This window comes from Holdemania sp. Marseille-P2844, from assembly GCF_900120005.1.
In the GTDB taxonomy this organism is placed as follows: domain Bacteria; phylum Bacillota_I; class Bacilli_A; order Erysipelotrichales; family Erysipelotrichaceae; genus Holdemania.
In genome coordinates this window covers 182,516-205,995 of sequence record NZ_LT635452.1, presented here as the reverse complement: position 1 = coordinate 205,995, position 23,480 = coordinate 182,516, and the positions used below count along the sequence as shown (strand labels likewise).

Sequence of the window (23,480 nt, the reverse complement as noted above, 5' to 3'; positions counted from 1 at the left end):
CTCAATCTCCCTTCAAATATCGCTGCAATTGTGCATTGAGATCATCGCGGATTTCTTCAATACGCGTATCCTTCATCACTTCTTTATACTTTTCCATATCGATAAAACTCGTATCATTATAGAAAGTATAATATTCGTTATGCTTGACAACAAGATCCTGCATTTCATCAAAATATTCACTGAAATCAAAAGTAAACCCATACGCACAGGATTTATTTAAGGACTCATAAAATTTCTGATGATTCTCTTTGGTTAAATCTTTTGGTAATGTCGAACCTTCTACAATATATGGATTACCATATCCAAAAAACATCTTTTCCCCTGGATTCAGAGCATCGGGAAAAAATAAGCGGCTAAGTTCAGGATCGCTGTACAACAATCCGAAAAAATCCATAACTTCGTCTTTTTTATCACACCAGGATGGAATCGCTAATCCCCAATAAGGAATAACATTTATATAATTATAATTTTCAGCTATATAAATACGATCATTCTCTTCTTCATCATTCACATAGTCATACCAAACAACAGCGTTCATATCAATATAATCACTATCATAAACATAATAATCATCTTGGAAAATTCCCTGAAAAGTATTTAAAGAATCCAGCCAGTCTTCACATTCATAAAGAATTTTAACAGTCTGTGTTTTTTCATCAATTACAAATGGACTTACGCGTAAAGAACTTCCGCAAACAGGCGTTAAGCCAGGAAAGTTGTTCATAATTCTAAACGAATTATAAAACAAAAGTTGAGTTTCATCCTGCATTCCTATTTTCCGCAAAAAATTATTATATTGCGAAAGATTATATCCCAACGGTTGATCAAATTGTGCTTGATCTAAATAATCTTTTTTTATTGCCATATAGGCTACTTTATCAAAACAGCTGGATTTCGTCTCCACTAAATCAAAAAGACTGCCAGGGACAAAATAAGATTTACCATCAATTTTTTGCGAATCGAATATTATTTCAGGATAAGCGTTATAAACTATTTTTCCAGATTCCGTATTTTTAAAATAAGGATCCAATTCTGTTAGAAGTCCTTCATCGACCAAATATGTCCTGGAAAAATCCATAGAACCTAGCTGATTTGCATTTAAAATATCAATTTCAAGATGTTGTTCCCGTGCTTCTTTTAAATATTCTAAAATACGTTGTGACATTGAAGTATAGACAATATTTTCAGTTTCATTATCGTAAGGAATAGTGTTGATCATATTAACAAAATTGATTTGATATCCGGAATTAATCTTTTTTAGATAAGCATTAATTTCAGCTGTTTCTTCCTTACGAAAATATCCTCCAATCATATAATAGATATTAAGCGTTGTTGTTTTTTGTTCACTACATCCTGTGCTTAGTAAAACAAGACACATAATTATTAGGCATATTCTTTTCATAACGCTATTCCTCCTCTTAATAGAACATTGCATTCAGAAATTAACACCCTACTCTGATTTGATCCTCTCCTTACCATGATTTAATTATTGCTCGCATTTGGAATTATAACTTTTTATTTCACTCGCAGCTTTCTCAACAACCTAAATTTAATCTTGTTTTTGACTTCTTTTATTTAAATCAAGATTAAAGACTTATGTTAAAGAAGCACTATTACTATCAGAGTGTAACAGTGCTTCTTTACTTAGATATAAATACCAGCTGACTTTTCTTCTTTATATCCTCTCACTTCATAATTTCCTGTTACAAAGGTTAGGTTTTTGATCCCTCAGTTCTTGGACCGCATCGTAAAGAAAAAAACATTAACATAATTCGACTTTCAAACAGGTTACTTTTTGTCATTGTTTCCATTGCATTCTTAGCGCTTTTGCTTTGATAGAATCTACTTTATTGAATTTCAATAAGATCCGAAATCACATTCAGGATATCCACAACGGGCTTCAACTTTTCCTGCTGCATTAATACTGAAACCCATTAAAGATAGAGATGCCGCAAGAAGAAGCAAGATTAATAATTTTTTTACCATTGGATTATCCTCTTTTCTTTTTATAATTGCATTATATCAGTTATATCCTGAAAATTATTATTTTGAAAGGTTGGAACAAAAAATCATACTTTAGGTATAAATTTCATAATTGTCATTCAAATTCGCGCATAAAGTCGTAAAATGGTTTATAATATTTATTATGGTCTTTTTCTAATATAAAACCCCATTGTTTCTTAAACACACTAATGATCATTGGTTTTTTCTCTTTTTTTAACTCTGGTATGAGTGTTTTATTGATATAATTGCCCAGATCTTTCATTGTACTTTTCGAGCTATATTTATAAATGAAATACTGCAAAAACAAATTAGCTTGTTTCGTGTCTATGCTTTTGAGAATCTTAGAATCCGGTTCTATTTTTAAGTAGTCACAGCATGTAAAATAAAACAGGCCGCAAGCGTATATTTTTAGCGGATTGAGAATTAAAAGGCTCTGAAACATTTCCAAAGCTTTCGTATAATTTCGTAAATCTTCATAATATGTCATTGCCAGAGTATAGTAGCCATTATTAAGAATCTCTGGGTTTAACTTATTTTTATTCTCCATGATGAACTTTTCTAATTCACAAATTGCTGAATGAATATCAAAAGTATTAATGATACAGGCTGTGCCAACTAAAAATGCTAAACATTTCAACTGTTGATTCGGCAAATTCTTCATTTCACATTCTTCACGAACTTCATTCATTAATTCAATGAGTTTTCCATAATTTCCTTTATATTTCAAGACATACAGCAAATCAAATTTTATTATTAAATAATGATCACAAAACTCCAGTTCTTTTTCGTAGCTGATAATTTCATTTAAGCTCTGCAAATAATTCATCGAATGACAAAAACACAGATGCAGCAATAAAACATTCAAAGGACTTGGAACAACGTTTCTCATCATTTGATACCATTTATATTTACTGTCTGAAAGCTTTTCTTTATTGAGACTGATGTGAATCAAATCCAGGTAACATTGTTTTAATTGATCATAATAGAAAGAGGACGTTTTAAATAAAGCTTGAACACGATCTAAAATCATTTCCGCTTCCGATAAATTTAAAGTTTCAAAATAATGCAGGCATTGTTGATTTAAGTCCGGCAGCACTTTGTCTAAACTAACATTTTCTTTGAACGCATATCCCAGCCGCTGAATCAACTCGTGATAAATGACATCATCTTTTATAATTTGTCCAGTTTCGATCCGATGAAGGGTTGATACAGAACAAATCTGCCTCTGATTTGCATCATTGATCAATTCTTTTTGCGACAATCCCTGGCTTTCCCGTTCTATCTTTATGAAAAGTCCAAGCTGCCGCTTATTATCATCGCTGATCGAGGTAAATCCCGCAATTTTCATTGTCAAAGCCCTCCTTATAAGATTATTTTATCATAGAATCCGAGGTGGAATTTAACATCTTTAACCGGACAAGGAACACTGTGCCTTCCTTGCTTGTCGCTTCGACTTCAATCGTTCCGCGGTGCGCTTCGACAATTTCCCGGGCAATCGCCAAGCCCAGACCGCTCCCCTGCGATCGGTTGCCGGTATAAAAAGCATCGAATAACTGCGGCAGTTCCTCCGGATCGATCCCTTCTCCGGTATCCCGAATCCGGATTTCTATTTGATCCCCCCTGATCGAGCAGACACAGTCGATCTGCCCGCCTTCCGGCGTATGCGCGAGAGCGTTGCGCAGCAGATTATCAAACACCCGCTGCAGCCGCAGATCATCTGCCCACACCCAAACGGATTGCTTTGGCAAAATCAGATTCATCCGGATCTGTTTCTGCCGGGCGCTGACCTGATGGGCTTCCATCAGATGTGTCAGCAAGTCGTTCAAACATACCTCATCAAAGACGAATGCCAGCTCATGATTTTCCAGCTTGACGCTTAAAAACAAATCGTCGCTCAGACCTTCCAGCACCTCTAAGCGCTGGCGCATCGTCGACAAGTTCCGCTGCTGTCCCTCATCCTTCGCCTCCATCTGCTGAAGACAGCCTTTAAGAACAAAGATTGGGGAACGCACGTCATGCAGCACCTTCATGATCATCCGCTGCTTCTGCACCTGTTCCTTCTGCAGCTGCTGCGTTCGTTCATCCACAAGACGATCCAGATTCGCGTTCATCTGTTCCAGTTCCCGGTTCAGCGATTCTGATTCATCAAATTTTGCGGCAAATTTACGATTGATCACCAATGCCGCCATCATCATAAAGAACAAAAAGCCGAACTGCGGCAGCATGTAGACGATCATCAGCTCGCCCGCCTGCATCGCCCCGCGGTTATAGATTAAATAATAAAAGAAAAGTATGCTTTCCCACACTGCATATCCGCATACCAGCGGAAAGGTTCCCGAAAGATGGCGTTGATCAGCGCGGACAAACAGAATCAGAAGGGGAATCACAGCCAGAATCCGAATCAACGTTTCCACCCCTTCCGGGGTGATATATTGAAGCAGCAGCATTATGACAAAGCCTGTTGCCAGAATACGCGGCGTAAGCATGGCCTGCAGCCGCGCGGGAATCGCCGGCTTCAGCAGCATCATGATGATCAGCAGCTGGCATAAGGTCGTCATCAAAAAGATTCCCGGCATGATCAAAGAACACTGCGCATAGCTCAATGGAAACAAGGGGAAAGCGGACAGAACGAGCACCCGCAGCAGCGAAACCAGCGAAGCCGCAGCCAACAACAGCAGATATGTTTCTTCCTTTTTCTTTTGGAACAACGTTAGCGAGGACATCATCAGCAGTAAATAAAAGCCGGCATAAAACATCGTGATGCCGAAGGCGACATGCGAAGCGGAAAGCGCCGCCTGCGGTCCTGCCAGCAGCATACCCGGCGGGGAATAGGGCTGCGATGTCGAAACCGCGTCGTTGCGCTGCAGCTCGCTGGGAGCCAGTGAAAGGGTCAGCGTACCGTCTGCCTGCGGCAGTCTGACAAATTGAATCCGCTGATAAGGATCCTGACTCGAGGAAAGATAGATTAACTGATCGTTAACCCAGACCTGAACCGGTCCCGCATTATCCAGAATCAAGGTCAGCGACTGCACCGCCGCCGGCACTTTCAGCGTGATCGAACAACGCTGCTGATCCGCACTCATTCCGCTGACAAGCCGCATTGGCCGGGTTTCAATCGAAATCGGAATTTCATCCTGTTCCGCCAGGGCCGCGGTGTTGTGGTTGATGTGCAGAAAAAGCCCCAGCGGCAGCAGCAGTAAGGCGAAAAACAGCACAAGTACCCTAAATCGTTTGAACATCCGGCATCGCTCCTTTATAATGAGTTCAGGTGATCATCATGGATCGTGTATTGATCGTAGAGGACGATAAAGAAATCGCCCGCATCATCCGTTATTATCTCAGCCAGGACAATCTGTACGAAGTCGTCAGCGCCGCCAGTGCCGAGGAAGCGCTGTTTTTAGCGCGTGACGCCTACGATATTATTCTGCTGGACGTCGGGCTTCCGGATCAGAGCGGGATCGACCTCTGCGCGCAGCTGCGGCAATGGCACGACTGCCCGATTCTGTTTATCAGCTGCCTGGATGACAATAACACTATTATATCAGCTTTGCAGCAGGGCGGGGATGATTACATCGTGAAGCCGTTTGACAACGAGATTCTCCACGCCCGGATTCAGGCAAATCTGCGCCGCTGGCGGAATGACCGCCAACAAAAGAAGACCGTCAACGAGCTGCGCTGCGCTTCGTTCACGCTCAACGCTCAAACCCATAAGCTGACGAAAACGGACGGAACGTGCTATCCGTTAGTCCCGATGGAATTTAAGATTCTGGCGTTTCTGATGCAGCATGCCGGACAGTGCTATAAAGCCAGCGAGCTTTACAATCATATCTGGGGCAAATCCAGCTATGGCGATCACCGGACCGTTGTCGTTCACATTCACAATCTGCGCAAGAAGATCGAGCAGGATCCCGCTGATCCGCAGCTGCTGCAAAGCGTGTGGGGGAAGGGTTATTGCTTTATCGACGAAAATCCGCAGGCGCTTTGACTGCGCGGGATAACTTCACGCGGCAATTCAAAAAAGGCAAACGCGGGGGTTGACGTGACATACATCGCCTATTATTATTTTCATTGCAACAGCCGGCAAGCATTGCGAACTTCGCCGAGAGTCGCAGTAAAACCAGATCTTTACAATTTATCAAACCAGGAGGAACACCATGGAAAAGTCAGAAATTCTTCAACAATGGATCGAAGCGGCAATTCCCGATCCGTTTTTATTTCAGCAGCGGCGCGCGGTCTACACGCATCTATTGGGAACCGCTCATTTCGCAGCGATGTTAGCGATGAAACGAAGCGTAGACAGCGAAGCGGCGGAACTGGCAGGGTTGCTTCATGATATTTCAACCTATATTACCGGCGAGCATGAGGATCACGCCCGCAAAGGCGCGGCGCTCACCTTACGGATTTTAAGCGATCTGCAGCTGGGCACACCTCAGCAGCAGGAAGAGATCGCATTGGCTGTTCAGCGCCACAGCGACAAGGAACACATCCAGACGCCCCTGGACGAAGTGCTGAAAGACGCGGATGTGCTCGATCATGTGTTCAATTATAAGATGCTAATCCGGCGGGAAATCCCCCGCCTGCATGCGTTAGAGCAGGAGCTGGGTCTCACCTTTCCGTTCTGGGATCAGCTGCAGGAAAAGCACGAAGACGCATAAAAACAGTCTGCCTTGCTGGAAACTGATAAAAAAATACAAAAAGTTAAAAAATGGGAATGTTTCGAAAACGGCTTCCTATTTTTTTGGTTAAATTCGCATAAAAATCGGTGATTAGATTCATTTATTTGCCTGAATATAGAAACGTTGCAGAAGTATGAGAAAATATAATTTTCAAACTCTTAAAAAGATCCTGCTTTTTCGGCAGCCTCCGCAAAATCTTCCATTTTTTATTTCTGAATTTTCACAGATAAACGATGCGCTACGCATTCATGTTCATGATCAGACTGCGCTTGTCTCTGCAATGAAAGCAAAATCCGGCAAGCAACTTCCAAAGCACTTGTTTTTCTTCCTGAACTTTGATCTTGTGCTGCTCAAATCATCCAGACCTCAGCGCATACTTAAAAAGGCAAGAGAGAATCTTTTAATCCCTGTCCGCAGTTAAAACCTGATTAACCTGATTGATCAAATTCAACAGTTTTTTATAAAGCCAATATTTCTCGATGGAAAGATGCAGAACTGCCGTTCATAATCCTTCAGCGGCGATGATCAATCAAGGCGTCGAGTTTTTCCACTGCCGGTTTCAGTCCTCAGGGCTTCATCACTTGTCAGATAAAATCAAAGAGACCTTCATCATCAAGGAAATAAATCCTTCTTCCTCACTTACTTTTCCAAGACTTTCATAACATATACAGGTTTTGATCAGAAATCCAATTTACTTCTTTTCCCAAAGCTTTTACCAGTAATCTCAAATGACAAGTGCTTGCCATTTGGCCATAAAAAAGAGCACCGCCAGATCCTTGACCCGTTGTGATCTTTTTTTCCTATCTCCGTTTTTCTCTTCCGTTATCTGAAGTTCTTTCTGATTCTTCCAAGAAGGTTGAAAAGTTCCTCGCTGTGAGCTCTGCCAGAATCCGATGAAGATGCTTTTCGACCGCCTCGGCCGCATTCTGCGCCAGCGCTTTTTCCAGCGAGGTTTCACGATAGGCGATCCAGGTAAACCAGAAGGCCGAATTCAGTGAATAAAGCAGTTCCGCCGCAATGCGCTCCTTTTCCGTCAGCGGCCTGACCTTGCAATAAGCGCGGACATAGCTTTGAAAGCAAGCTTCAGCCGACGCTTGATCTGCCGCTTCATATTCGCGGCAGATCAATAACCCCTCCAGAATCATATCGGAAACCAAGACTGCTTCCCCAGCTATATTATAATCAAATATAATTAAATCTCCCTCTGCCGTACACCCCAGATTGCCAAGGGATAAATCGCCCTGACACGCAGCGTGAGGCAACGAATCCCACACGAAATCCAACGCCGCTTCCGTGCGGATTCTCTCCCGGACGATCTGCCGGACAAGGTTAATCCAGCAATCCAGCCTTCCCTGCTGAATCCATTGTGAAAACAGCGGCAGAGTATTGACTTCATTCCGTCCCATCGGTTCAAAGATTGTCGAATAGGGCAGATGCAGCTCCATAGCCAGCGCTGTTTTGTGCATCTGCGCTGTCAGTGCACCAATTTTCGCAGCGAGAGAAAGACTGATTTTTTTCAAAGCCGGACCGGCGTCTTCCTCCAGCGTAATCAAGTAGCCCTCATCCTTAAGGCAATATCCGGATTTTGTTTTCAGATAGCGGATTGTCCGCACGCCGCCTTGACGAAGCGCTTCGCAGAAGCCACAGCGAGCTTCAATCTGATCCGGAGTCACCTGCGCTTCCTGTGTGATTTTCATAATTCGGGTCTTTCCTTCTGCCCAGTTCAGCCGCAGAATTCGTTTTTGCTTCCAGGCTGCCGGATCACATTCGTCGATCGCCAATAAAATCTCCTGCCGCAGCGGCTGCGCCTGAATCGCAAAAGCAGAAAGCCAGCGGGCTCTCCGTTCTTGGATCGCCTGATCCAGCGCTTCATCGGCCCAGGGCATAAACTGCCTTCCAATTCTTCCTTGGATGCCGCCCTTCATCCGCAATTTCATAAAATGAAATCGCCAGCGACCGGGCTAACTCGCGGTCTCCGGCTGAATCCCCGATTAAAATTGACTGCTTCAAATCGATCTCCGGATATTTTTCCAGCGCCTGTTCAATCATCCCTGGTTTCGGCTTGCAGCAGCGGCAGCCAGCATCGCGGCGGTGCGGGCAGAAGAAAATATCCTGCAGATGAATCCCCTGCTGCGCTAATCGCCAAACTAAGCGGTCGGTGAAATTCTGATAATCGGCGAATGTGATGATTCCTTCGTCAATCAGATATTGGTTGGTGATCATGATCAAAGCATATCCCTGATCCTGTAAAAAGCGCAGTCCCTCCATTGCCCCGTCGATCAGCTCCGGCTCCGTTTTGCCTTTCCATTCCGCGTCCGGGTAGTCCCGGTTGATCGTCCCGTCACGATCTAAAAACGCTGTTTTCATTCCTTCATTCCCCTTTATTTTGCGCTTTCCTCCTCTTTGCGCGACGATCGCCATCCGCTTTGATTGTTCTCAGGCTCACCTTGAATACCGCTTTTTAACCGGCTTGAATTATAACGCAGTGTTAAAATCAATCCGCTTTCCAATCAATCGCGACGCAATGCCACGTTTCCTTCTCAAACATCAAGCCCTGATAGGCTTCCATGATCTGATCCGGTTTGATCACATGGCTGATCAGCTTCTCCGCGTCAAAAACACCGTTTAAAATCAACCGCTGAACCGTCTCAAAATCCCGCAGCACATTCCGCCGCAAACCATCAGTTACCGGGAATGGATTCAGCTCATTGAACGCTCCCTTGACATTCAGCATTTTCATGTGGATCGCATTGAGCACCGGCGTGATATCGCAGGTATAGGAAGCCCGCGGCGAACCTAACAGAATCACCTGTCCATGCTTCGCCGAGCCGAGAACGGCGTTGACGATCGCCCCGGAAATTCCGCTCGCGTCCACGCTGATATCGCTGCCTCGGCCCTGCGTCAGCTGCCTAATCTGTTCGACCTGTTCCTGCGGGGAACAGCTGAACACTTCCTCTAATCCCAAGGCGCGGGCTTCCTCACAGCGGGAAGCCACCGGATCCAGCGCTAAAACACGAAGTCCAGCCTGCTTCAGAAGCAGTGCGGTCAAAATACCGATCGTTCCCAATCCGTACACCGCAGCGGTATCGGTCAGCTTTCCCTCGCACGCCGTGATCACATTCATCGCAATCAGCCCCAGCGGAATGATACAGGCCTGTTTGTCGCTCAGCCGATCGTCGATCTTCATAATTTTATCACCCTGCGTCGTTCCGACATGGGAAAAGCGGTTGACCGAAGCATGCGGACCAGAATAGAAAACCCGGTCGCCGACATTCAGCGACGTCAGGCCCTGCCCCTTCGCCAAAACGGTTCCGATCGCCGAATATCCCGGATACACCGGATAACTGAACCCCTGTTTGATCGCATAGACCCGCGACAGCTCTGTTCCCGCGCTGATTAAGGACATTGACGTTTCAATAACGGCTTCGTTGGTTTTAAGCTCGGCAGCGTCAAACTGGAAATCCTCACATTGGCATTCAGCCTGAGCATTGCCCGTCAGGACGATTGATTTTCTCTGCATTAAAACTCCCTCCATTCTTTCTCTTTCTGGAATTATTATACCATAACGTTCTGCCGATCTCGCAGCGAATGTCCGTTGACTTTCATCTCCCTGCTTCTTATAATGAAATTAACGAAAGGGAAAAGGAAAAACCATCATGAGAATTCGATAGTCCCCTGAAAATCAAATCATTCGGCACCGGCTGTTTTCGCCATGCCTGAGCGGACCATCGAATTCTTTTTTCATGCGCTTCCAGTTCCAGTTTTACGGGTCATCCCCACTTTAATTTCAGATCATTCTCATAAATTTGATTCCTATTTTTCGTTTTGCCTGAACCCACGCTTTATTGTTTGGGGCCGTGCGATTCATTTTTATCGATTTCATTCTGATATTAGGAGAATTCCCGTGTGGACAGAAGTCTGAATCGCGCTTCTGATCCATGGATCATGAGCTACAAGCCAAAGCTTACATGATTCGCGGTGTATCGGATGGCGCTTCCTTTCATTTCTGTATTTTTCATCAGGCCGCTTTTTAAAATTCATTGGGATCCGATTTCATCGTTACAGGCGATTCTTGGATAGAGAAAAAATCGAATCAGGGGAAGGTTTTTTCAACGATGTCCGCTCCTTTGAAAAAGAGGAGGAAATCTTATGTTGCTTTGTTCAGTCGCTCATCTCGTCCAGCGTTTTCGCGGCGAAATTCTATTCCAACTCGATCAGTTTGAGATTCATACCGGCGATAAAATTGGATTGATCGGCGCAAATGGCTGCGGAAAAACAACATTGCTCAAGCTCTTGGCCCGGGAATGCGAACCCGATCAGGGCGTGATCATCAATCCTGTACCAATCCGTTTCTTTCATCAGCAGCCGCTGCCTGAGGAAATCACGCCTTCCCTGTCCCGGATGAGTCAGGGCCAGCAAACCGCGGCCCGGCTGCAAGCTTTTTTTACACGTCCCACCGCTCTGGCGTTTCTGGATGAACCGACTACCCATCTGGATTTGCCCAGCCGGCAGACGTTCGAAGCTCAGCTGGCAACGCTGGACAGTTTCATTCTGGTCAGTCATGATCAACAGCTGGATTTATTAAATCCTGACGAAACGATCCTGCAGAACGCGCTGCGGCTCAGTGTTCAGAAAGAAGAAGTGATCCGCACCGTTTTAAGCCGGATGTTATTTCCGCAGGATACTTTAAACAAAAAAGCGGCCGTTCTCAGCAGTGGCGAGCGGGTCCGGCTGGCCCTGGTCTGCCTGTTTTGTTCGGCATGCAACATGTTAATTCTGGACGAACCGACGCATTACCTCGATCTGCCCTCGATTCAGGCACTGACTCAGCTGCTTCAGACGGCGGGACAATGTGTGATTCTTATTTCTCATGATCCGGCTCTCATTCGTCAAACCTGCACACAGCTGCTGCGCTTTGAAAATCAGAAGCTGATCTCCCTGGCGGTGGAGGATTGGTCAACGACCCGAACTTCGAAGCCGCCTTTGGAAAAAACAATCCTGCAGATGCGGCTGATTTCTCTGGAAGAAGCGCTGCGCCAGCAACCGGAGAATCCAGCATTGCAGGATCAGCGGGACGCCTTGATTGTTCAGCTGCGGCAATTCATCTGATTAAAACGCATGAAGTCCATAAAAAAGCACGGAAATCGCGGTGACCCGGAGGCCATCTTGAAATCCGTGCTTTTCTTGGTTATCCATCGTTTCTGATTGAATCAGAAGCAAATTGACTCTTTCCCGTTAAATTGGATTATACATTCGCACATGTAACTTTTAATGATCCCGGAATAGTTATCTGTCGTTTTCTGTCCATCTTTGCGACCTGCTCAAGTCTCGTTATTTTAATAACCCTTGATCGATCAGGAACTGCCGCGCAACATCGTCGGGATTCTTTTCTTCAATGTCAACCTGATAGCTCAAATCAGTCATCGATTCATTCGTAAAGATATTATCCAACAAGTGCAGTGTCGCTTCCAGATCCGGTGCAATCGCTTTTACACGCTCGAACAAATCTTCCTGCACAACGATGACGCCGTTATATTCCGGGAAGAAATGCTGATCATCTTCCAGAATCTGCAGCTGAACTTTTTTATTCCGGCCATCGGTGGCATACGCGACGGTAACATCCGCATTGCCGCTTTCCATTGTCGAATATTTAAGGCTCAGATCAACCGGCCGCGTGTTTTTAAACGTCAGGCCGTAAAAAGTAGTAAACGGATCAAATTTCATTGTGCCTTCATCGTCAAAAAATTCATGTTCTGCGCTGAAGACCAATTCCGGAGCGACGGCAACCAGATCGGTAATTGTTTTTAGATTGTACTTGGATTGAATTTCTTTCGGAACTGCGACGGCATAGGTATTGTCCAGCCCCAGCTTATTCACCATGACAAGTTTATCCTGTTCCTGAAACAACTCGTTTGTATAATCAAACAAGGTGGAACCGGCCGGCACTTCCGACGGATCCCGGTGCAGGAATGTCGTCAGCACCGTGCCGTCATAGCTCATATACACGTCATAGACCCGTTTTTTCATTTCATTGTAAGCGTTGACCGCGGTCATCTCCTCGCCGATACTGACGGTCAGATCCGTACGGTCCTCCACCAACATCTTGATCATTCGATGCACCAGCTTCTGTTCCGTAACGCGGCCGTCGACAATCTTGATTACATTTTCTTTTTTGGAACTGCAGCCCGGGATCAGCAGCAGGCAGAGCGTCAACAATAAGGCTAGTCCTTTTTTCATCATCTTCCCTTCCTTTCTTATCGGGTTCTTGCATAAAGCCGTTTCTCAATGAAGCCCATCAGCGTGTCGAAGAAGACCGCCATGATCATCAGTGAAACGGTTCCGAACAAAATCAGTTTCATATTCATATTGGCCATGCCGCGGTAGATCACTGTCCCCAGACCGCCGCCGCCGACAAAGGTTCCGAAAACCGCCGCGCTGATCTGATTGATCACCGCGATGCGGATCCCGGTAAAGATGACCGGGAAGGCGATCGGCAGTTCTACATGAATCAGCTGATACAGCTTGCCCATCCCCATCCCTTTGGCCGCTTCCTTCACCGCCGGATCGATGCCGGACAATCCGGTATACGTGTTGCGAACGACCGGAAGCAGGGAATAGAGGAACAACCCGACGACGACCGTCAGCTTATTGCCGCCTAAGAAAATCATAATGATGCCTAACAGCGCCAACGACGGAATCGTCTGCAGCACATCCGTGATTTTAAAGATCACGACTTTGAAGGTCTTGTTAAAATAAGCCAAAATTCCGCACGGCAGGCCAAACACCAAGGTCAGGCAGATGGCCGCCACAACGACGCTGAGATGATCCACAATGACATTTATACTCATCCGCGCTTCCCTCCTAACCCTCGCGGCGTCAGCCGTTTTTGAATCCAATCCACCAACGCGCCCAGACTCAGCGCCAGAATTGCCGCCGGAATGGCGCCTGTCAAAATCAGCATGTTGTTATTGGTTCCTACGCCCCGGTAGATAAAATCACCCAGGCCGCCCAAACCGATCATCGCGGCCAGCACCGCCCAGCTGACAGTATAAATCGTTGACAGCCGAAGCCCGACAAAGATATTCGGCATTGCCAGCGGCAATTCAATCTTGATCAAAATCTGCAGCGGCGACATCCCGCAGCCGCGGGCGGCTTCTTTCACTTTTTCATCGACGTTCAGCAGACCGACATAGGTGTTCTTCAGAATCGGAAAGACCGCGTAAATTGTCAGCGCGATCAAGACCGTCGCCGGTACCATCCCTACATAAAGGAACAAAATACCGACGAAGACAATTCCCGGGATCGTCTGGAATACGGACAGAACTGGCAGAATATAACCTGAAATCTTAGGAACCCGGCTCAGCAGGACACCGAGAATTACGGCGATCACAAAGCCGAGCGCAACCGGAATCAAAACGTAATAGAGATGTGTGATTATGGCTTGAATCAGATCCGCGCCATACCGGTTCGCCCATTCCATCATCCCTGATCACCCCAAACTACACTCGCCAGCGCTTTTGACATGCTCGTCTTGGTGATGATACCTTTCACTACATTTTCATTATCGACGACCAGAACATACGGCAAATTGGTTTTTGTCAGCCAGTCAAAGGCCTTGCGGGCTTCATCCTGCAGATGAACCGTCGGATAGTCCGTACGCATAACCTTGCCAACAGATTCGCCGGCGACGCCTTCGCTTTTCAGCATGTCAATCGTGACGACGCCTTTGAAGTGATGGGATTCGTCGGTAATGACAAGAGAATCAACTTCGCGGTGGCTCATCATTTCAATACATTCCAATGTCTTGCGGTTTTCAGTTGTCGTGTAGACACGCTTTTTCATCAAGCTTTCGCAGGTCATATCTTCTCCCTGGCTGCGGTAAGCCGCGCTGTGTTTGCCCATGAAATTCCGGACAATTTCATTGGCCGGGTGCCGCAGCATTTCTTCAGGAGCGGCATCCTGCTGGATCACGCCTTTATCCATGAAAATGATCCGGTCGCCCATTTTAATCGCTTCATCCATATCGTGAGTAACAAAGATAATTGTGATGCCCAAACTTTTCTGCAGCGCTTTAACTTCATCCTGCAGCGTATCGCGGGTGATCGGATCCAAGGCTCCAAACGGTTCATCCATCAGGATTACCGGTGGTTTTGCCGCAAGAGCCCGAAGTACGCCGATTCGCTGCTGCTGACCACCGCTGAGCTCATTGGGATATTTCTTGGCATTTTCTTCATAAGGCATGTGCACCAGCTCAAGCAATTCGTGAGTCCGCTGGCTCATCTCCTCTTTTGACCATTTCAGCAGTTTAGGAACAACGCAAATATTTTCTTCTACAGTCATGTTGGGAAACAAACCGATTTGTTGAATGACATATCCGATATTCCGCCGCAGCTTTTCACCGTTCAGTTCATGTATGCTTTTTCCATTGATCAGAATATCCCCGGAATCTGCTTCGATTAATCGGTTGATCATTTTCAGAGTTGTTGTCTTTCCGCAGCCAGAAGGTCCGATTAAAACGACGAATTCTCCATCGTTAACCGTCAGATTCAAGTTATTGATTACGGGTACGCCATTATATTGTTTTACGATGTTCTTTATCTCAATCATCTTTATCCCTCCTCATTTCTTTCTCCATCTATGTGACAACTTTATTTTATCACAAGGTTGTCACTTTATCAATTCCTCTTGAAATCCCTTTCATTTAATTTTCACTTTTATTTCAAGAAAAGAAAGAAAAAAAGGTTCTATAAATTTTGGTGTTGGTGGAAACCAAAGCCTTTTTTTCTTGAGCATAAAAAAAGAGACATAGGTAAGAATTTCCGTTACAATAAAATCACCACAAATTACAGAAAGGAAATCTCACTATGTCCATTACTCATTCTATCGTATCTGTTCTCAATTTAAAAGACCCTCATCTTCATTTCTCTGAGGATTGTGTCTCTTCTCAGTCGATTCGTGGTGTTGACTCCCTTGTCTTTTCCGGCTCGCTTTCTTATGACCCTCCCTCTTCCTGTCCTCTCTGCGGGTCCTCCAACCCCGGCTCGGCTATCATCAAACATGGTACGAAATCCTCCCTCATCACCCTGCCTTCCGTTTCCCGCCGCCCCGCTTATCTCCGCCTCAAAAAACAACGCTTCCTTTGTAAACATTGCGGCCATACTTTTACGGCTTCGACTTCCATCGTTCTCCCTCATTGTTTCATTTCCAATAACACTCGTCTCTCCATTGCCCTCGACGCCAAGATGAAGACTTCTGAAAAAGATATCGCTTTCCGTCACTCTGTTTCTCATGCCACGGTGAATTCCCTTCTTCAACAGCTCTATCAGGATTTTAAAGTCCAGCGGAATTTTCTTCCCCCTCATCTCTGTTTTGACGAGTTTCGCTCTGTCAAAGGGGTTGATGCTTCAATGTCTTTTCTCTTTCTTAACGCGGAATCCGGTCAGATTCTCAATATCCTTCCTGATCGCAGAATGCCCGTTCTCATCCGCTATTTCATGAGCTATTCCAGGAAAGCCCGCGAAGCCGTTAAAACCGTTTGTATGGATATGTATTCCCCTTACTTCTCTGTCGTTCACCACTGTTTCCCTCACGCCAAGATCATTCTTGACCGCTTCCACATCGTTCAGCTGCTCAGCCGCGCTCTCAATAAGACCCGCGTCAATTTCATGAATCAGAGTAAGCCTCATTACAATAAGCTCAAACGCTATTGGAAACTCCTTCTTAAATTTGAAGATGACCTGAATGATCAGGACTTCAAAAAATGGGTTTGCTTTCCATCTCTGATGCGCGAAATTGACCTTGTCCACTTCTTAGTTGAACTGGATCCCGAGCTCAAGGCGACTTATGAGCTCTATCAGAGTCTCCTTACCGCGCTCAACCGGAAAGATCCTGACGCCTTCCTCCAAGCTTGTCTGAATCCTGATCCTTTGATCTCCAAGCCCATGAATACCGCCATTCAGTCCTTAGTGGAACGGAAAGAGGCAGTGATCAACGCCTTGACTTACTCATTTTCCAATGGCATGATTGAAGGTACGAATAATCTGATTAAGGTCATCAAGCGCCTGGCTTTCGGTTATCGTTCTTTCATTCAATTTAAGACCCGCATTTTACTTATTTCTAACACCTTAGTTCCCTGCCATTTTCTCAATTAAAAATGAGCCCCATTTCTGGAACTCATCTGCGTCTTTCTTGTTTCGGTTTTTCTCTCACCAACACTATTTTTGAAAGAGCCGAAAAAAATCGTCCGTTATTGAACGATTTGAGAACTAATGATTTCCGCTGAAGAACTGTTCGACCCGGATAATACAGTCTTCCTGACCAATAAAATAAATGATATCCCCCACATGTAATCGAGCATAAGGCCCTGGAGAAAGAGCCAGTTCTTCCTGATGCCGGATCGCGATGACTGTCGCCAACGTGTTATGCCAGAAATTAATTTCAGAGAGATTTTTCCCGATGTGGTTCATGGTTTCGGTCAATTCAATTTGATAGGGAATGAAAGGATTCAAAGCTTTGAAACGTGTTACTGTATCCAGCAAGCTTTCTAATTGGTTTTTAATTTCATTATTTCTTTGATTTTGTTCGTTAAGCGCTTCGATTAAACCTTCCTTCATCGCGGATATCGTATATTCTTCATCAAATTGACGGACATACATTACGGCGTTCTCCGGCGATTGAATCACCACGCCTACGCCTTGAATGGATTCCACAATTTTCATATCGCAAAGAACGCAAATAGCGCGGCGCGCTGTTTCACTGGAAACGTGGTATTGTGAAGCCAGGGAGGAACGGGCAAAAATTTTATCTCCTATTTTATATTCGCCGCCGGCAATTTTAGCAGCGATATCCGCTGCGATTTGTTGATAGCGCGGGGCATTCTTGGCTTGCATCGGGATCACTCCTTTTTCTTTAGTATACCACAGTTTACTAATTATCAGAGTCTATTTCCAAGGAATTGCTAAATGGATCGGAGATGTCTGTGTTTATTCAGTCTTAAAATGCCATCCGGGGGTTCGCATCATATCTTTAATATTCAATAGATTCCACCTCATAGATATTTGTCTCATACTTCCTGTATACTTCGAGATTTGATCAACATTACATTTATAAATGGTATAACCTATTTAGTTTTGTTCCTTACATTGGGTGCTGATAATAGGATTTGAATAGATCTAACAGCAACCCCTGTATTCTGAAATTTCAATCCACGTATCATACGCAAACGATGCGACCTATGGGGACAAATATTAAGGTTGTTCGATGGGCTATTTCAATCCACGCATCGTACGCAAACGATGCGACTTCCTCCTTTGTGCGATCGTGCTGCTTTTTGGTCGATTTCAATCCACGCATCGTACGCAAACGATGCGACTTTACTGAAGAAGAACTCGATATCATGTACGACATTTCAATCCACGCATCGTACGCAAACGATGCGACAAGGTTGGCCGGTACTTGGAGGAGTCAGTTTTCATTTCAATCCACGCATCGTACGCAAACGATGCGACAGATTCAGATTGTCATTCGATTTTACGGACCAGTGATTTCAATCCACGCATCGTACGCAAACGATGCGACTCGATAAATCCGCTCCACCGTACCATACAATCGATTTCAATCCACGCATCGTACGCAAACGATGCGACTTTGGTGTTAATCCCAAAGCTGAAGCATATTGGAATTTCAATCCACGCATCGTACGCAAACGATGCGACTAGATCCGTTTCTGGTTTTCCAGAAATTCTACATAAATTTCAATCCACGCATCGTACGCAAACGATGCTACTTTCATAGCTTCAAACATAGCCATGATTTTCGCCATTTCAATCCACGCATCGTACGCAAACGATGCTACATGTATAATGAAAATCAGTATGCCCCAGGGCAGATTTCAATCCACGCATCGTACGCAAACGATGCTACCGCAAATAAGAAACGAAAATATAGAATATAGTTTCTTATTTAAGAACTTAATTAACTCATTAAATTTAACTTGTGATATTTCATTAAACTTAGCCTGATTTTAAGTGCGAACACTCCAGACATTTTATGTTTACTTCAGGTTCGCACTAAACTATTATTCAAATGATAAGTGGATCATTGACATCAAAGCTTGGCTTTGCACCTATGTGAATTACTTTATTTTTATATTTATTGCCGAGAATATAAAATCTCAAACTATCAACATTTTTATCAATCAAGCCCTCCAACAAATGCTGCACTTCTATTAATTTTGCATTATCCAAAGAACATTCAAAAACTGAGTTCTGGACTCGCTGACCATAATTAACACACTGCTTAGCAACTTTCCGCAGACGCGTCCGCCCCGCTTTCGTCTCCGTATTCACATCATAAGTAATTAAAACCAACATAAACTGCCTCTACTTCCACATAAATGGCGGATAAGCATCTAAATCTCCCCTTAAGTAGCGCGATAACAATTGAGCTTGCAGATAAGGAGCTAATCCCCAATTCATTTTTTCTGACAAATAAGGATGTGTTAATTCTTCATTTTTCTTAAGCTGCCAGGCTTGGATTACTTTTTTTCTTCCATCATCATTTAAATAAACAGCGCCATTCTCATAATCAAAGAAATCACAGCTATCTATCTCTTTACGATTAATTAATGACAAAACAAAACGATCTGCCAGGCAAGGGCGGAATTCTTCCATCAAATCCAAAGCCAAAGACATTCGACCGGGTCGATCAATATGAAAGAAACCAATATAACAATCTAACCCCACACTTTCCAACGCCGAGGCACAGTCATGAGACAACAAAGTATAAACAAAAGAAAGCAGGGCATTCACCTTATTTAAAGGAGGCCGCCGGGTTCTTGTGGTAAAAACAAAGTCTTCTTTCTGGCGCAAAATCAAATCATCAAAACTGCTAAAATACAATTTCGCTGCCGTGCCTTCAAAACCACGCAGTTCGTCATGACTCTGCACCTTCTCAATCGAATTGAGTATTTCACTCAATTGTTTGGAAATTGCTCGCATTTTCTCAATATCAATTCGCAGCGGATAATCGCGAATAGCACGTTCAAGAATCCATTTACTGTTATAAACTTTGGCTAAAATCATATTTTTCGCGATCAATACACTTTGCTGATTATTCTCGGAAACAAGTATTTGCTTTTTTCTAAGTAAAACATTACCTTGATATTCTCCAACGACACGGCCTAAAAAATAGCCTGCAGGTGAAAGAAAACTGAGCGTTATATTCTGTGACATACATTTTCCCATCAATGCCGGACTGATTCCCTGGTAATTAAACATGACAATGCTGCTTAAATTATGTAATGGAATTCGTTTTATCACTTTTTGCTGATTCAAAATAACAACATTTTCACCATCTAAAGAAAGATAAACATCCGGTAGCGTTATATATAACGTATTTCCAATTTTTCTCATACTTCTTCCTCATGCAGTTTTCTTGTTATATAAGCTTTCGCAGATTCCACAGTCAATCCTGGCAAACAAATTTCTTTCAAAGAACAAGATTGGCATTTTTTACTTTTCCTTACTCTTGGCGTTAATCCTTTGGATAAATACTGATGCATCATATTGTAATCTGTTTTTACCTGATCGCGTAATTCCTGAGATAAACTGACCTCTTCCCTTCTTCTTGTTTCATCATAATATAAATAACCAATATTAACCTCGCAAACCAACATTTCTTCAAGACACATAGCTTGAGCGCAGAGCTGCAGCCGATCAGCGTCAATTGTTTTACTGTGTCCCTTTTTGTATTCCACAGGAATAGGTTTATACTTTCCATCAAAATGAATGAGTGGAACCCCATCTTCATCCTGATGGAATTCCACTACATCACAATACCCATTTATTCCCAATGTCTTTGAATAAACAGGCAAATTCCGAGTGATAATTACTTTCCCTCTTTTTTCAAGCTGTTTTTCATCATGTGCTTTTTCATGAACAATTTGACCTAAAATAGTAAGTGAATTGTCCTCCCAAAGCCGTTCGACATGAATCAAAGCCCATTGACGAGGGCAAAAGCTGAAATGCTGGATGCCAGCTAAATTTAAATACTGATCTTCGCTATAACTCACTGATAATTTCCGGAGTCAGTCCTTCAAGGTCATGGACGATAATTTCATAATCTTCAATTTTACTGCCAATTTCCACATTCTCTTTTCTTCGTACTTCTAAACTACGATGAACCTTCGCTGAAGAATACTGACCCGATGGACAATTATGTTTCCACCAGATTACTTCCAGAACCTCCATGCTGCCGTCAGGACGTGCCGAAGAACAATCATTATCAAACAACGTAATCAGGCATTGTTTAATTTGTTCAGCATCCTTCTCACTAAATCCAGTTTTCTCCGCCAGCTGACAATTAATACTTCCATAAGTCACATAAATTCCAAAGTCTACCGTATTCTTTGTTCCCATCGTATCCGAAGATTTTTTATCACCCGTAACACTATTCACGCTCTTGGTAATCTGCATCTCATTCACAAAAATCGGATCAACACTGATCGCTGGATGAATTGAAACTGGACCTCTTACGCCGATTGAAACCCCTTCACCTTTAGCTCCGCCTGCGTTTTTAAAAGCGAAAACCTGGCCAAAAGCTCTCACATCAAACCACTCTTTACAAGCTGCTGCGGCCGCTTTCTCTTTATCTTTTTCATTTTTAAACGCCGCGCAAGCATCCGCCCGATCCTTCAAGCTTCGATAGGAATCTAAGTTCTTATCGTCACTTTGAACAAAAACATTTTCACCCAGATCCATCAACCGATTTCTGATTTTTCGTTTCAAGCAAACATCACTGATTTCTCCACGACCATCCATCGTCGTCCGCGGACGATTACCATTTAGTGGATCTCCGTTCGGATTGGCATTCTTTACTGAAAAAACAACCGCAAAATCAATCTTGTTCGTTAAACTCATACACTTAATCCTCCTTTTCAGCCTTAGCTTGATCTTTTTTATAACCGTACTTTAAATCATGAAGTTGGGCATGAAAACCTAAAACAAATTTACCTGATAAAGGTGCGTCTTCAAATCGTTTTGGGTCAATCTGAGAAAGAATATCACTCAAAAGATATTCATAATAATCTGTTTTTAATCTTAATAAATAGGGCTGAAGTTTACTTTGCAAACTAATCAATGTCGATTGCGGATAACGTGAAAATTGGCCCATATACCGCATAGCATTCGTTTCACGTTTCTTTTCATTCTCTGGTTTTGCTTTGTCTTCAATAAAATTCATTACTGCCAAAGCGCGGCCACAAAGATAACTGATATCTTTGCATTCCAAATCTGTTCTCACAGGCATTTCCTCCTCTTTTCCATTTATTCTGGCTTCATCAATGTAATATTTCCGGATCACCGCGCAGCAGACTTCTAAAATCTGATTGTATTCATCTGCGCTTTTCCCATAAGGATTTAAAGCTTTTACGACCGCTTTCTGCATGAAATCCCGTGGTAATGGCTGACCTTCCTGAATACATTTAACCAGTCTTTTTGCTGAAGATGCAAGTAATTTAGGATTGACTGACTCACCATATAATGTCTTGATGATTTTATTCATGTCCGGCGATCCTATGGTTTGACGTGAAATCGTCTTTCCTGTTTCTGCTTGTTTGTAAAATAGGGTTTTATACCAACTTATCGTCTTATGCCAAAATAAAACATTTCTAAATAACTGAGAACTGCTGGTTTGTTGATAATAAATGATTGAAAGTCGTCCCGGAGTTGCAGCTTCCAAGCCCAATGTCATAACTTCTTCATTCGCAATCAAAGGTTTTGACAGATATCCTTTCATCGCTTGATTTAAAGCTTTAGAAAATTTTTCATAAGTATCAAACTGAAACTCTGGCAGATTTTCATCAAGATCAAATAAATCAGCACTTTCATTAAACTCGATCAGACTTGTAATATTACTCCCCCAGCTGACAAATACTGCTTCTCCAAAAGTGCGGCCTTGTTTATTAATTAACCATTTTAGTGCATTAATTGCCTTCTGGGAAGATTCGTACCCCATACTCATCGATTCTTCCGGATTTACAAACCGACCGCGATATGTAAAACCTTGAGAATCATTGGATGAAATCAATTTACTCATATCCGCAGAATTTCTAACTTTTGACGGAATTCTCATAGTTACAGGCATCTGTTGACCTGTGATTAAGTCTAAATCAATTCTTTCCTTCTTCCTCAATTGATCCTGATAAAAATGAGTAAAGGATTCCACTAAATTGGGATCTTTCCACAATTGAACACCATCGACAACAAATCTGACAAAGGCATCGGCTTGAGTTCCCGTAACTATTTGAAAAATCGCTGGTTTGTTTTCTAAACCTTTCCATTTTTCAATTAGTTTTCCTTGTTCGTCAAGGACTAGTATTTTTTCCTCAACTAAATCCTGAATCAAAGTCCCCGCTTCTAAGTATTCAAATAATTCCCGCACTAATGGATACGCATAAGAGGATTTACACCAAGCTTCCAAAAATAAGCGATACTGAGAATAACTTCCGCCTTCTTCTGAATATTGATCAAAATCCTTCGCAATATATTTAAGTTTATCAAATAACGGATGAGGCGCTGGATTTTTACCAGACCGGCTGGAAGATTCAATAGTACAGGGGATTCGTGTCATGGATTCAGATTTAGGCAAAACCCTCGCATATTCAAAACAGCCTTGATCAATCCATACTTCTAACTGAGCTGCTTGTTCTATGTACCCGATCGGTAAAAGGCCTTTTGTTTCTGCCTTTATTTCTTCGAGATTTTGATCATAAACTGAACACAAGTTTTGTATCCATCCCAT

At 43.4% G+C, this 23,480-nt stretch carries 22 protein-coding genes and 1 CRISPR repeat array; of the genes, 5 read left to right on the top strand and 17 right to left on the bottom strand.

The annotated features are described in order from the left end of the window. Position 1: 1 nt before the first annotated feature. From BQ7364_RS10850 to BQ7364_RS10840, 4 genes are all read right to left on the bottom strand, one after another. Positions 2-1,402: a hypothetical protein gene (locus BQ7364_RS10850; RefSeq protein WP_072684738.1), complete on the bottom strand. Its 1,401-nt coding sequence runs from the start codon at positions 1,400-1,402 to the stop codon at positions 2-4. Between the two features lie 455 nt (positions 1,403-1,857). Continuing rightward, on the bottom strand, positions 1,858-1,986 hold the full coding sequence (locus BQ7364_RS18545; protein ID WP_255370400.1) for a hypothetical protein: 129 nt from the start codon (positions 1,984-1,986) through the stop codon (positions 1,858-1,860). Positions 1,987-2,098: 112 nt separating this feature from the next. Beyond that, positions 2,099-3,352, bottom strand: coding sequence for a helix-turn-helix domain-containing protein (locus BQ7364_RS10845; RefSeq protein ID WP_072684737.1), 1,254 nt, complete (start codon positions 3,350-3,352; stop codon positions 2,099-2,101). A 22-nt stretch (positions 3,353-3,374) separates the two neighbouring features. After that, positions 3,375-5,243, bottom strand: a complete 1,869-nt coding sequence (locus BQ7364_RS10840; protein ID WP_083538551.1) for a sensor histidine kinase — start codon at positions 5,241-5,243, stop codon at positions 3,375-3,377. A 38-nt stretch (positions 5,244-5,281) separates the two neighbouring features. Here BQ7364_RS10840 and BQ7364_RS10835 point away from each other — a divergent pair, with 38 nt between their 5' ends. The 3 genes from BQ7364_RS10835 (at position 5,282) to BQ7364_RS10825 (ending at position 7,101) form a co-directional block, all read left to right on the top strand. Further along, positions 5,282-5,989, top strand: coding sequence for a response regulator transcription factor (locus BQ7364_RS10835; protein ID WP_072684735.1), 708 nt, complete (start codon positions 5,282-5,284; stop codon positions 5,987-5,989). A 169-nt stretch (positions 5,990-6,158) separates the two neighbouring features. Further along, positions 6,159-6,659 (top strand): HD domain-containing protein, encoded by a 501-nt coding sequence (locus BQ7364_RS10830; RefSeq protein ID WP_072684734.1) that lies wholly within the window; start codon positions 6,159-6,161, stop codon positions 6,657-6,659. 154 nt (positions 6,660-6,813) lie between these two features. After that, a complete protein-coding gene (locus tag BQ7364_RS10825; RefSeq protein WP_072684733.1) occupies positions 6,814-7,101 on the top strand; it encodes a hypothetical protein in 288 nt (95 codons plus the stop codon). 379 nt (positions 7,102-7,480) lie between these two features. On the opposite strand, the gene BQ7364_RS10820 is transcribed toward BQ7364_RS10825, so the two are convergent. The 3 genes from BQ7364_RS10820 to BQ7364_RS10810 form a co-directional block, all read right to left on the bottom strand. Continuing rightward, on the bottom strand, positions 7,481-8,566 hold the full coding sequence (locus BQ7364_RS10820; RefSeq protein ID WP_072684732.1) for an aminoglycoside phosphotransferase/kinase family protein: 1,086 nt from the start codon (positions 8,564-8,566) through the stop codon (positions 7,481-7,483). Next, positions 8,550-9,101 (bottom strand): D-glycero-alpha-D-manno-heptose-1,7-bisphosphate 7-phosphatase, encoded by a 552-nt coding sequence (locus BQ7364_RS10815; RefSeq protein ID WP_083538550.1) that lies wholly within the window; start codon positions 9,099-9,101, stop codon positions 8,550-8,552. Before BQ7364_RS10815 ends, BQ7364_RS10820 begins: the two co-directional genes overlap by 17 nt. A gap of 73 nt (positions 9,102-9,174) precedes the next feature. After that, positions 9,175-10,200 (bottom strand): zinc-dependent alcohol dehydrogenase, encoded by a 1,026-nt coding sequence (locus BQ7364_RS10810; protein WP_159432800.1) that lies wholly within the window; start codon positions 10,198-10,200, stop codon positions 9,175-9,177. A 629-nt stretch (positions 10,201-10,829) separates the two neighbouring features. Between BQ7364_RS10810 and BQ7364_RS10805 the strand changes: the two genes are divergently transcribed. Further along, a complete protein-coding gene (locus BQ7364_RS10805) occupies positions 10,830-11,789 on the top strand; it encodes an ATP-binding cassette domain-containing protein (protein WP_072684729.1) in 960 nt (319 codons plus the stop codon). A gap of 222 nt (positions 11,790-12,011) precedes the next feature. Here BQ7364_RS10805 and BQ7364_RS10800 read toward each other — a convergent pair whose 3' ends face one another. The 4 genes from BQ7364_RS10800 to BQ7364_RS10785 are packed head-to-tail and all read right to left on the bottom strand — an operon-like array spanning position 12,012 to position 15,287. Then, the gene (locus BQ7364_RS10800) at positions 12,012-12,917 is read right to left on the bottom strand and encodes a glycine betaine ABC transporter substrate-binding protein (protein WP_229100737.1); all 906 of its coding nucleotides are present in this window, start codon (positions 12,915-12,917) and stop codon (positions 12,012-12,014) included. A 17-nt stretch (positions 12,918-12,934) separates the two neighbouring features. Next, positions 12,935-13,528, bottom strand: coding sequence for an ABC transporter permease (locus BQ7364_RS10795; RefSeq protein WP_006060978.1), 594 nt, complete (start codon positions 13,526-13,528; stop codon positions 12,935-12,937). Further along, positions 13,525-14,163 carry an ABC transporter permease gene (locus BQ7364_RS10790; RefSeq protein WP_006060979.1) on the bottom strand — a complete coding sequence of 213 codons (639 nt, stop codon included), beginning with the start codon at positions 14,161-14,163 and terminating at the stop codon, positions 13,525-13,527. Before BQ7364_RS10790 ends, BQ7364_RS10795 begins: the two co-directional genes overlap by 4 nt. Next, a complete protein-coding gene (locus BQ7364_RS10785) occupies positions 14,160-15,287 on the bottom strand; it encodes an ABC transporter ATP-binding protein (protein ID WP_072684727.1) in 1,128 nt (375 codons plus the stop codon). The genes BQ7364_RS10790 and BQ7364_RS10785 overlap by 4 nt, the downstream gene beginning before the upstream one ends. Before the next feature lie 257 nt (positions 15,288-15,544). Here BQ7364_RS10785 and BQ7364_RS10780 point away from each other — a divergent pair, with 257 nt between their 5' ends. Further along, positions 15,545-16,831, top strand: coding sequence for an ISL3 family transposase (locus tag BQ7364_RS10780; RefSeq protein WP_072684726.1), 1,287 nt, complete (start codon positions 15,545-15,547; stop codon positions 16,829-16,831). A 114-nt stretch (positions 16,832-16,945) separates the two neighbouring features. On the opposite strand, the gene BQ7364_RS10775 is transcribed toward BQ7364_RS10780, so the two are convergent. From BQ7364_RS10775 to cas8c, 6 genes are all read right to left on the bottom strand, one after another. Then, positions 16,946-17,569 (bottom strand): GntR family transcriptional regulator, encoded by a 624-nt coding sequence (locus tag BQ7364_RS10775; protein WP_006060981.1) that lies wholly within the window; start codon positions 17,567-17,569, stop codon positions 16,946-16,948. A gap of 307 nt (positions 17,570-17,876) precedes the next feature. After that, positions 17,877-18,602: a CRISPR direct-repeat array (repeat unit 35 nt; unit sequence ATTTCAATCCACGCATCGTACGCAAACGATGCGAC). A gap of 158 nt (positions 18,603-18,760) precedes the next feature. Then, complete coding sequence (cas2, locus tag BQ7364_RS10770) at positions 18,761-19,051, bottom strand: CRISPR-associated endonuclease Cas2 (protein ID WP_072684725.1); 291 nt, start codon at positions 19,049-19,051, stop codon at positions 18,761-18,763. A gap of 9 nt (positions 19,052-19,060) precedes the next feature. Continuing rightward, positions 19,061-20,092, bottom strand: coding sequence for a type I-C CRISPR-associated endonuclease Cas1c (cas1c, locus tag BQ7364_RS10765; RefSeq protein ID WP_072684724.1), 1,032 nt, complete (start codon positions 20,090-20,092; stop codon positions 19,061-19,063). Further along, positions 20,089-20,751: a CRISPR-associated protein Cas4 gene (gene cas4, locus BQ7364_RS10760; protein WP_072684723.1), complete on the bottom strand. Its 663-nt coding sequence runs from the start codon at positions 20,749-20,751 to the stop codon at positions 20,089-20,091. The genes cas1c and cas4 overlap by 4 nt, the downstream gene beginning before the upstream one ends. After that, positions 20,741-21,598, bottom strand: a complete 858-nt coding sequence (gene cas7c / locus BQ7364_RS10755) for a type I-C CRISPR-associated protein Cas7/Csd2 (protein ID WP_072684722.1) — start codon at positions 21,596-21,598, stop codon at positions 20,741-20,743. Before cas7c ends, cas4 begins: the two co-directional genes overlap by 11 nt. Positions 21,599-21,602: 4 nt before the next feature. Next, positions 21,603-23,480: a type I-C CRISPR-associated protein Cas8c/Csd1 gene (gene cas8c, locus BQ7364_RS10750; RefSeq protein WP_072684721.1), complete on the bottom strand. Its 1,878-nt coding sequence runs from the start codon at positions 23,478-23,480 to the stop codon at positions 21,603-21,605.

Coding starts and splice junctions, on each gene's coding strand:
- BQ7364_RS10850 (WP_072684738.1), bottom strand. CDS start 1,402: ATGAAAAGAATATGCCTAATAATTATGTGTCTTGTTTTACTAAGCACA.
- BQ7364_RS18545 (WP_255370400.1), bottom strand. CDS start 1,986: ATGGTAAAAAAATTATTAATCTTGCTTCTTCTTGCGGCATCTCTATCT.
- BQ7364_RS10845 (WP_072684737.1), bottom strand. CDS start 3,352: ATGAAAATTGCGGGATTTACCTCGATCAGCGATGATAATAAGCGGCAG.
- BQ7364_RS10840 (WP_083538551.1), bottom strand. CDS start 5,243: ATGTTCAAACGATTTAGGGTACTTGTGCTGTTTTTCGCCTTACTGCTG.
- BQ7364_RS10835 (WP_072684735.1), top strand. CDS start 5,282: ATGGATCGTGTATTGATCGTAGAGGACGATAAAGAAATCGCCCGCATC.
- BQ7364_RS10830 (WP_072684734.1), top strand. CDS start 6,159: ATGGAAAAGTCAGAAATTCTTCAACAATGGATCGAAGCGGCAATTCCC.
- BQ7364_RS10825 (WP_072684733.1), top strand. CDS start 6,814: ATGAGAAAATATAATTTTCAAACTCTTAAAAAGATCCTGCTTTTTCGG.
- BQ7364_RS10820 (WP_072684732.1), bottom strand. CDS start 8,566: ATGCCCTGGGCCGATGAAGCGCTGGATCAGGCGATCCAAGAACGGAGA.
- BQ7364_RS10815 (WP_083538550.1), bottom strand. CDS start 9,101: ATGGCGATCGTCGCGCAAAGAGGAGGAAAGCGCAAAATAAAGGGGAAT.
- BQ7364_RS10810 (WP_159432800.1), bottom strand. CDS start 10,200: ATGCAGAGAAAATCAATCGTCCTGACGGGCAATGCTCAGGCTGAATGC.
- BQ7364_RS10805 (WP_072684729.1), top strand. CDS start 10,830: ATGTTGCTTTGTTCAGTCGCTCATCTCGTCCAGCGTTTTCGCGGCGAA.
- BQ7364_RS10800 (WP_229100737.1), bottom strand. CDS start 12,917: ATGAAAAAAGGACTAGCCTTATTGTTGACGCTCTGCCTGCTGCTGATC.
- BQ7364_RS10795 (WP_006060978.1), bottom strand. CDS start 13,528: ATGAGTATAAATGTCATTGTGGATCATCTCAGCGTCGTTGTGGCGGCC.
- BQ7364_RS10790 (WP_006060979.1), bottom strand. CDS start 14,163: ATGATGGAATGGGCGAACCGGTATGGCGCGGATCTGATTCAAGCCATA.
- BQ7364_RS10785 (WP_072684727.1), bottom strand. CDS start 15,287: ATGATTGAGATAAAGAACATCGTAAAACAATATAATGGCGTACCCGTA.
- BQ7364_RS10780 (WP_072684726.1), top strand. CDS start 15,545: ATGTCCATTACTCATTCTATCGTATCTGTTCTCAATTTAAAAGACCCT.
- BQ7364_RS10775 (WP_006060981.1), bottom strand. CDS start 17,569: ATGCAAGCCAAGAATGCCCCGCGCTATCAACAAATCGCAGCGGATATC.
- cas2 (WP_072684725.1), bottom strand. CDS start 19,051: ATGTTGGTTTTAATTACTTATGATGTGAATACGGAGACGAAAGCGGGG.
- cas1c (WP_072684724.1), bottom strand. CDS start 20,092: ATGAGAAAAATTGGAAATACGTTATATATAACGCTACCGGATGTTTAT.
- cas7c (WP_072684722.1), bottom strand. CDS start 21,598: ATGAGTTTAACGAACAAGATTGATTTTGCGGTTGTTTTTTCAGTAAAG.
- cas8c (WP_072684721.1), bottom strand. CDS start 23,480: ATGGGATGGATACAAAACTTGTGTTCAGTTTATGATCAAAATCTCGAA.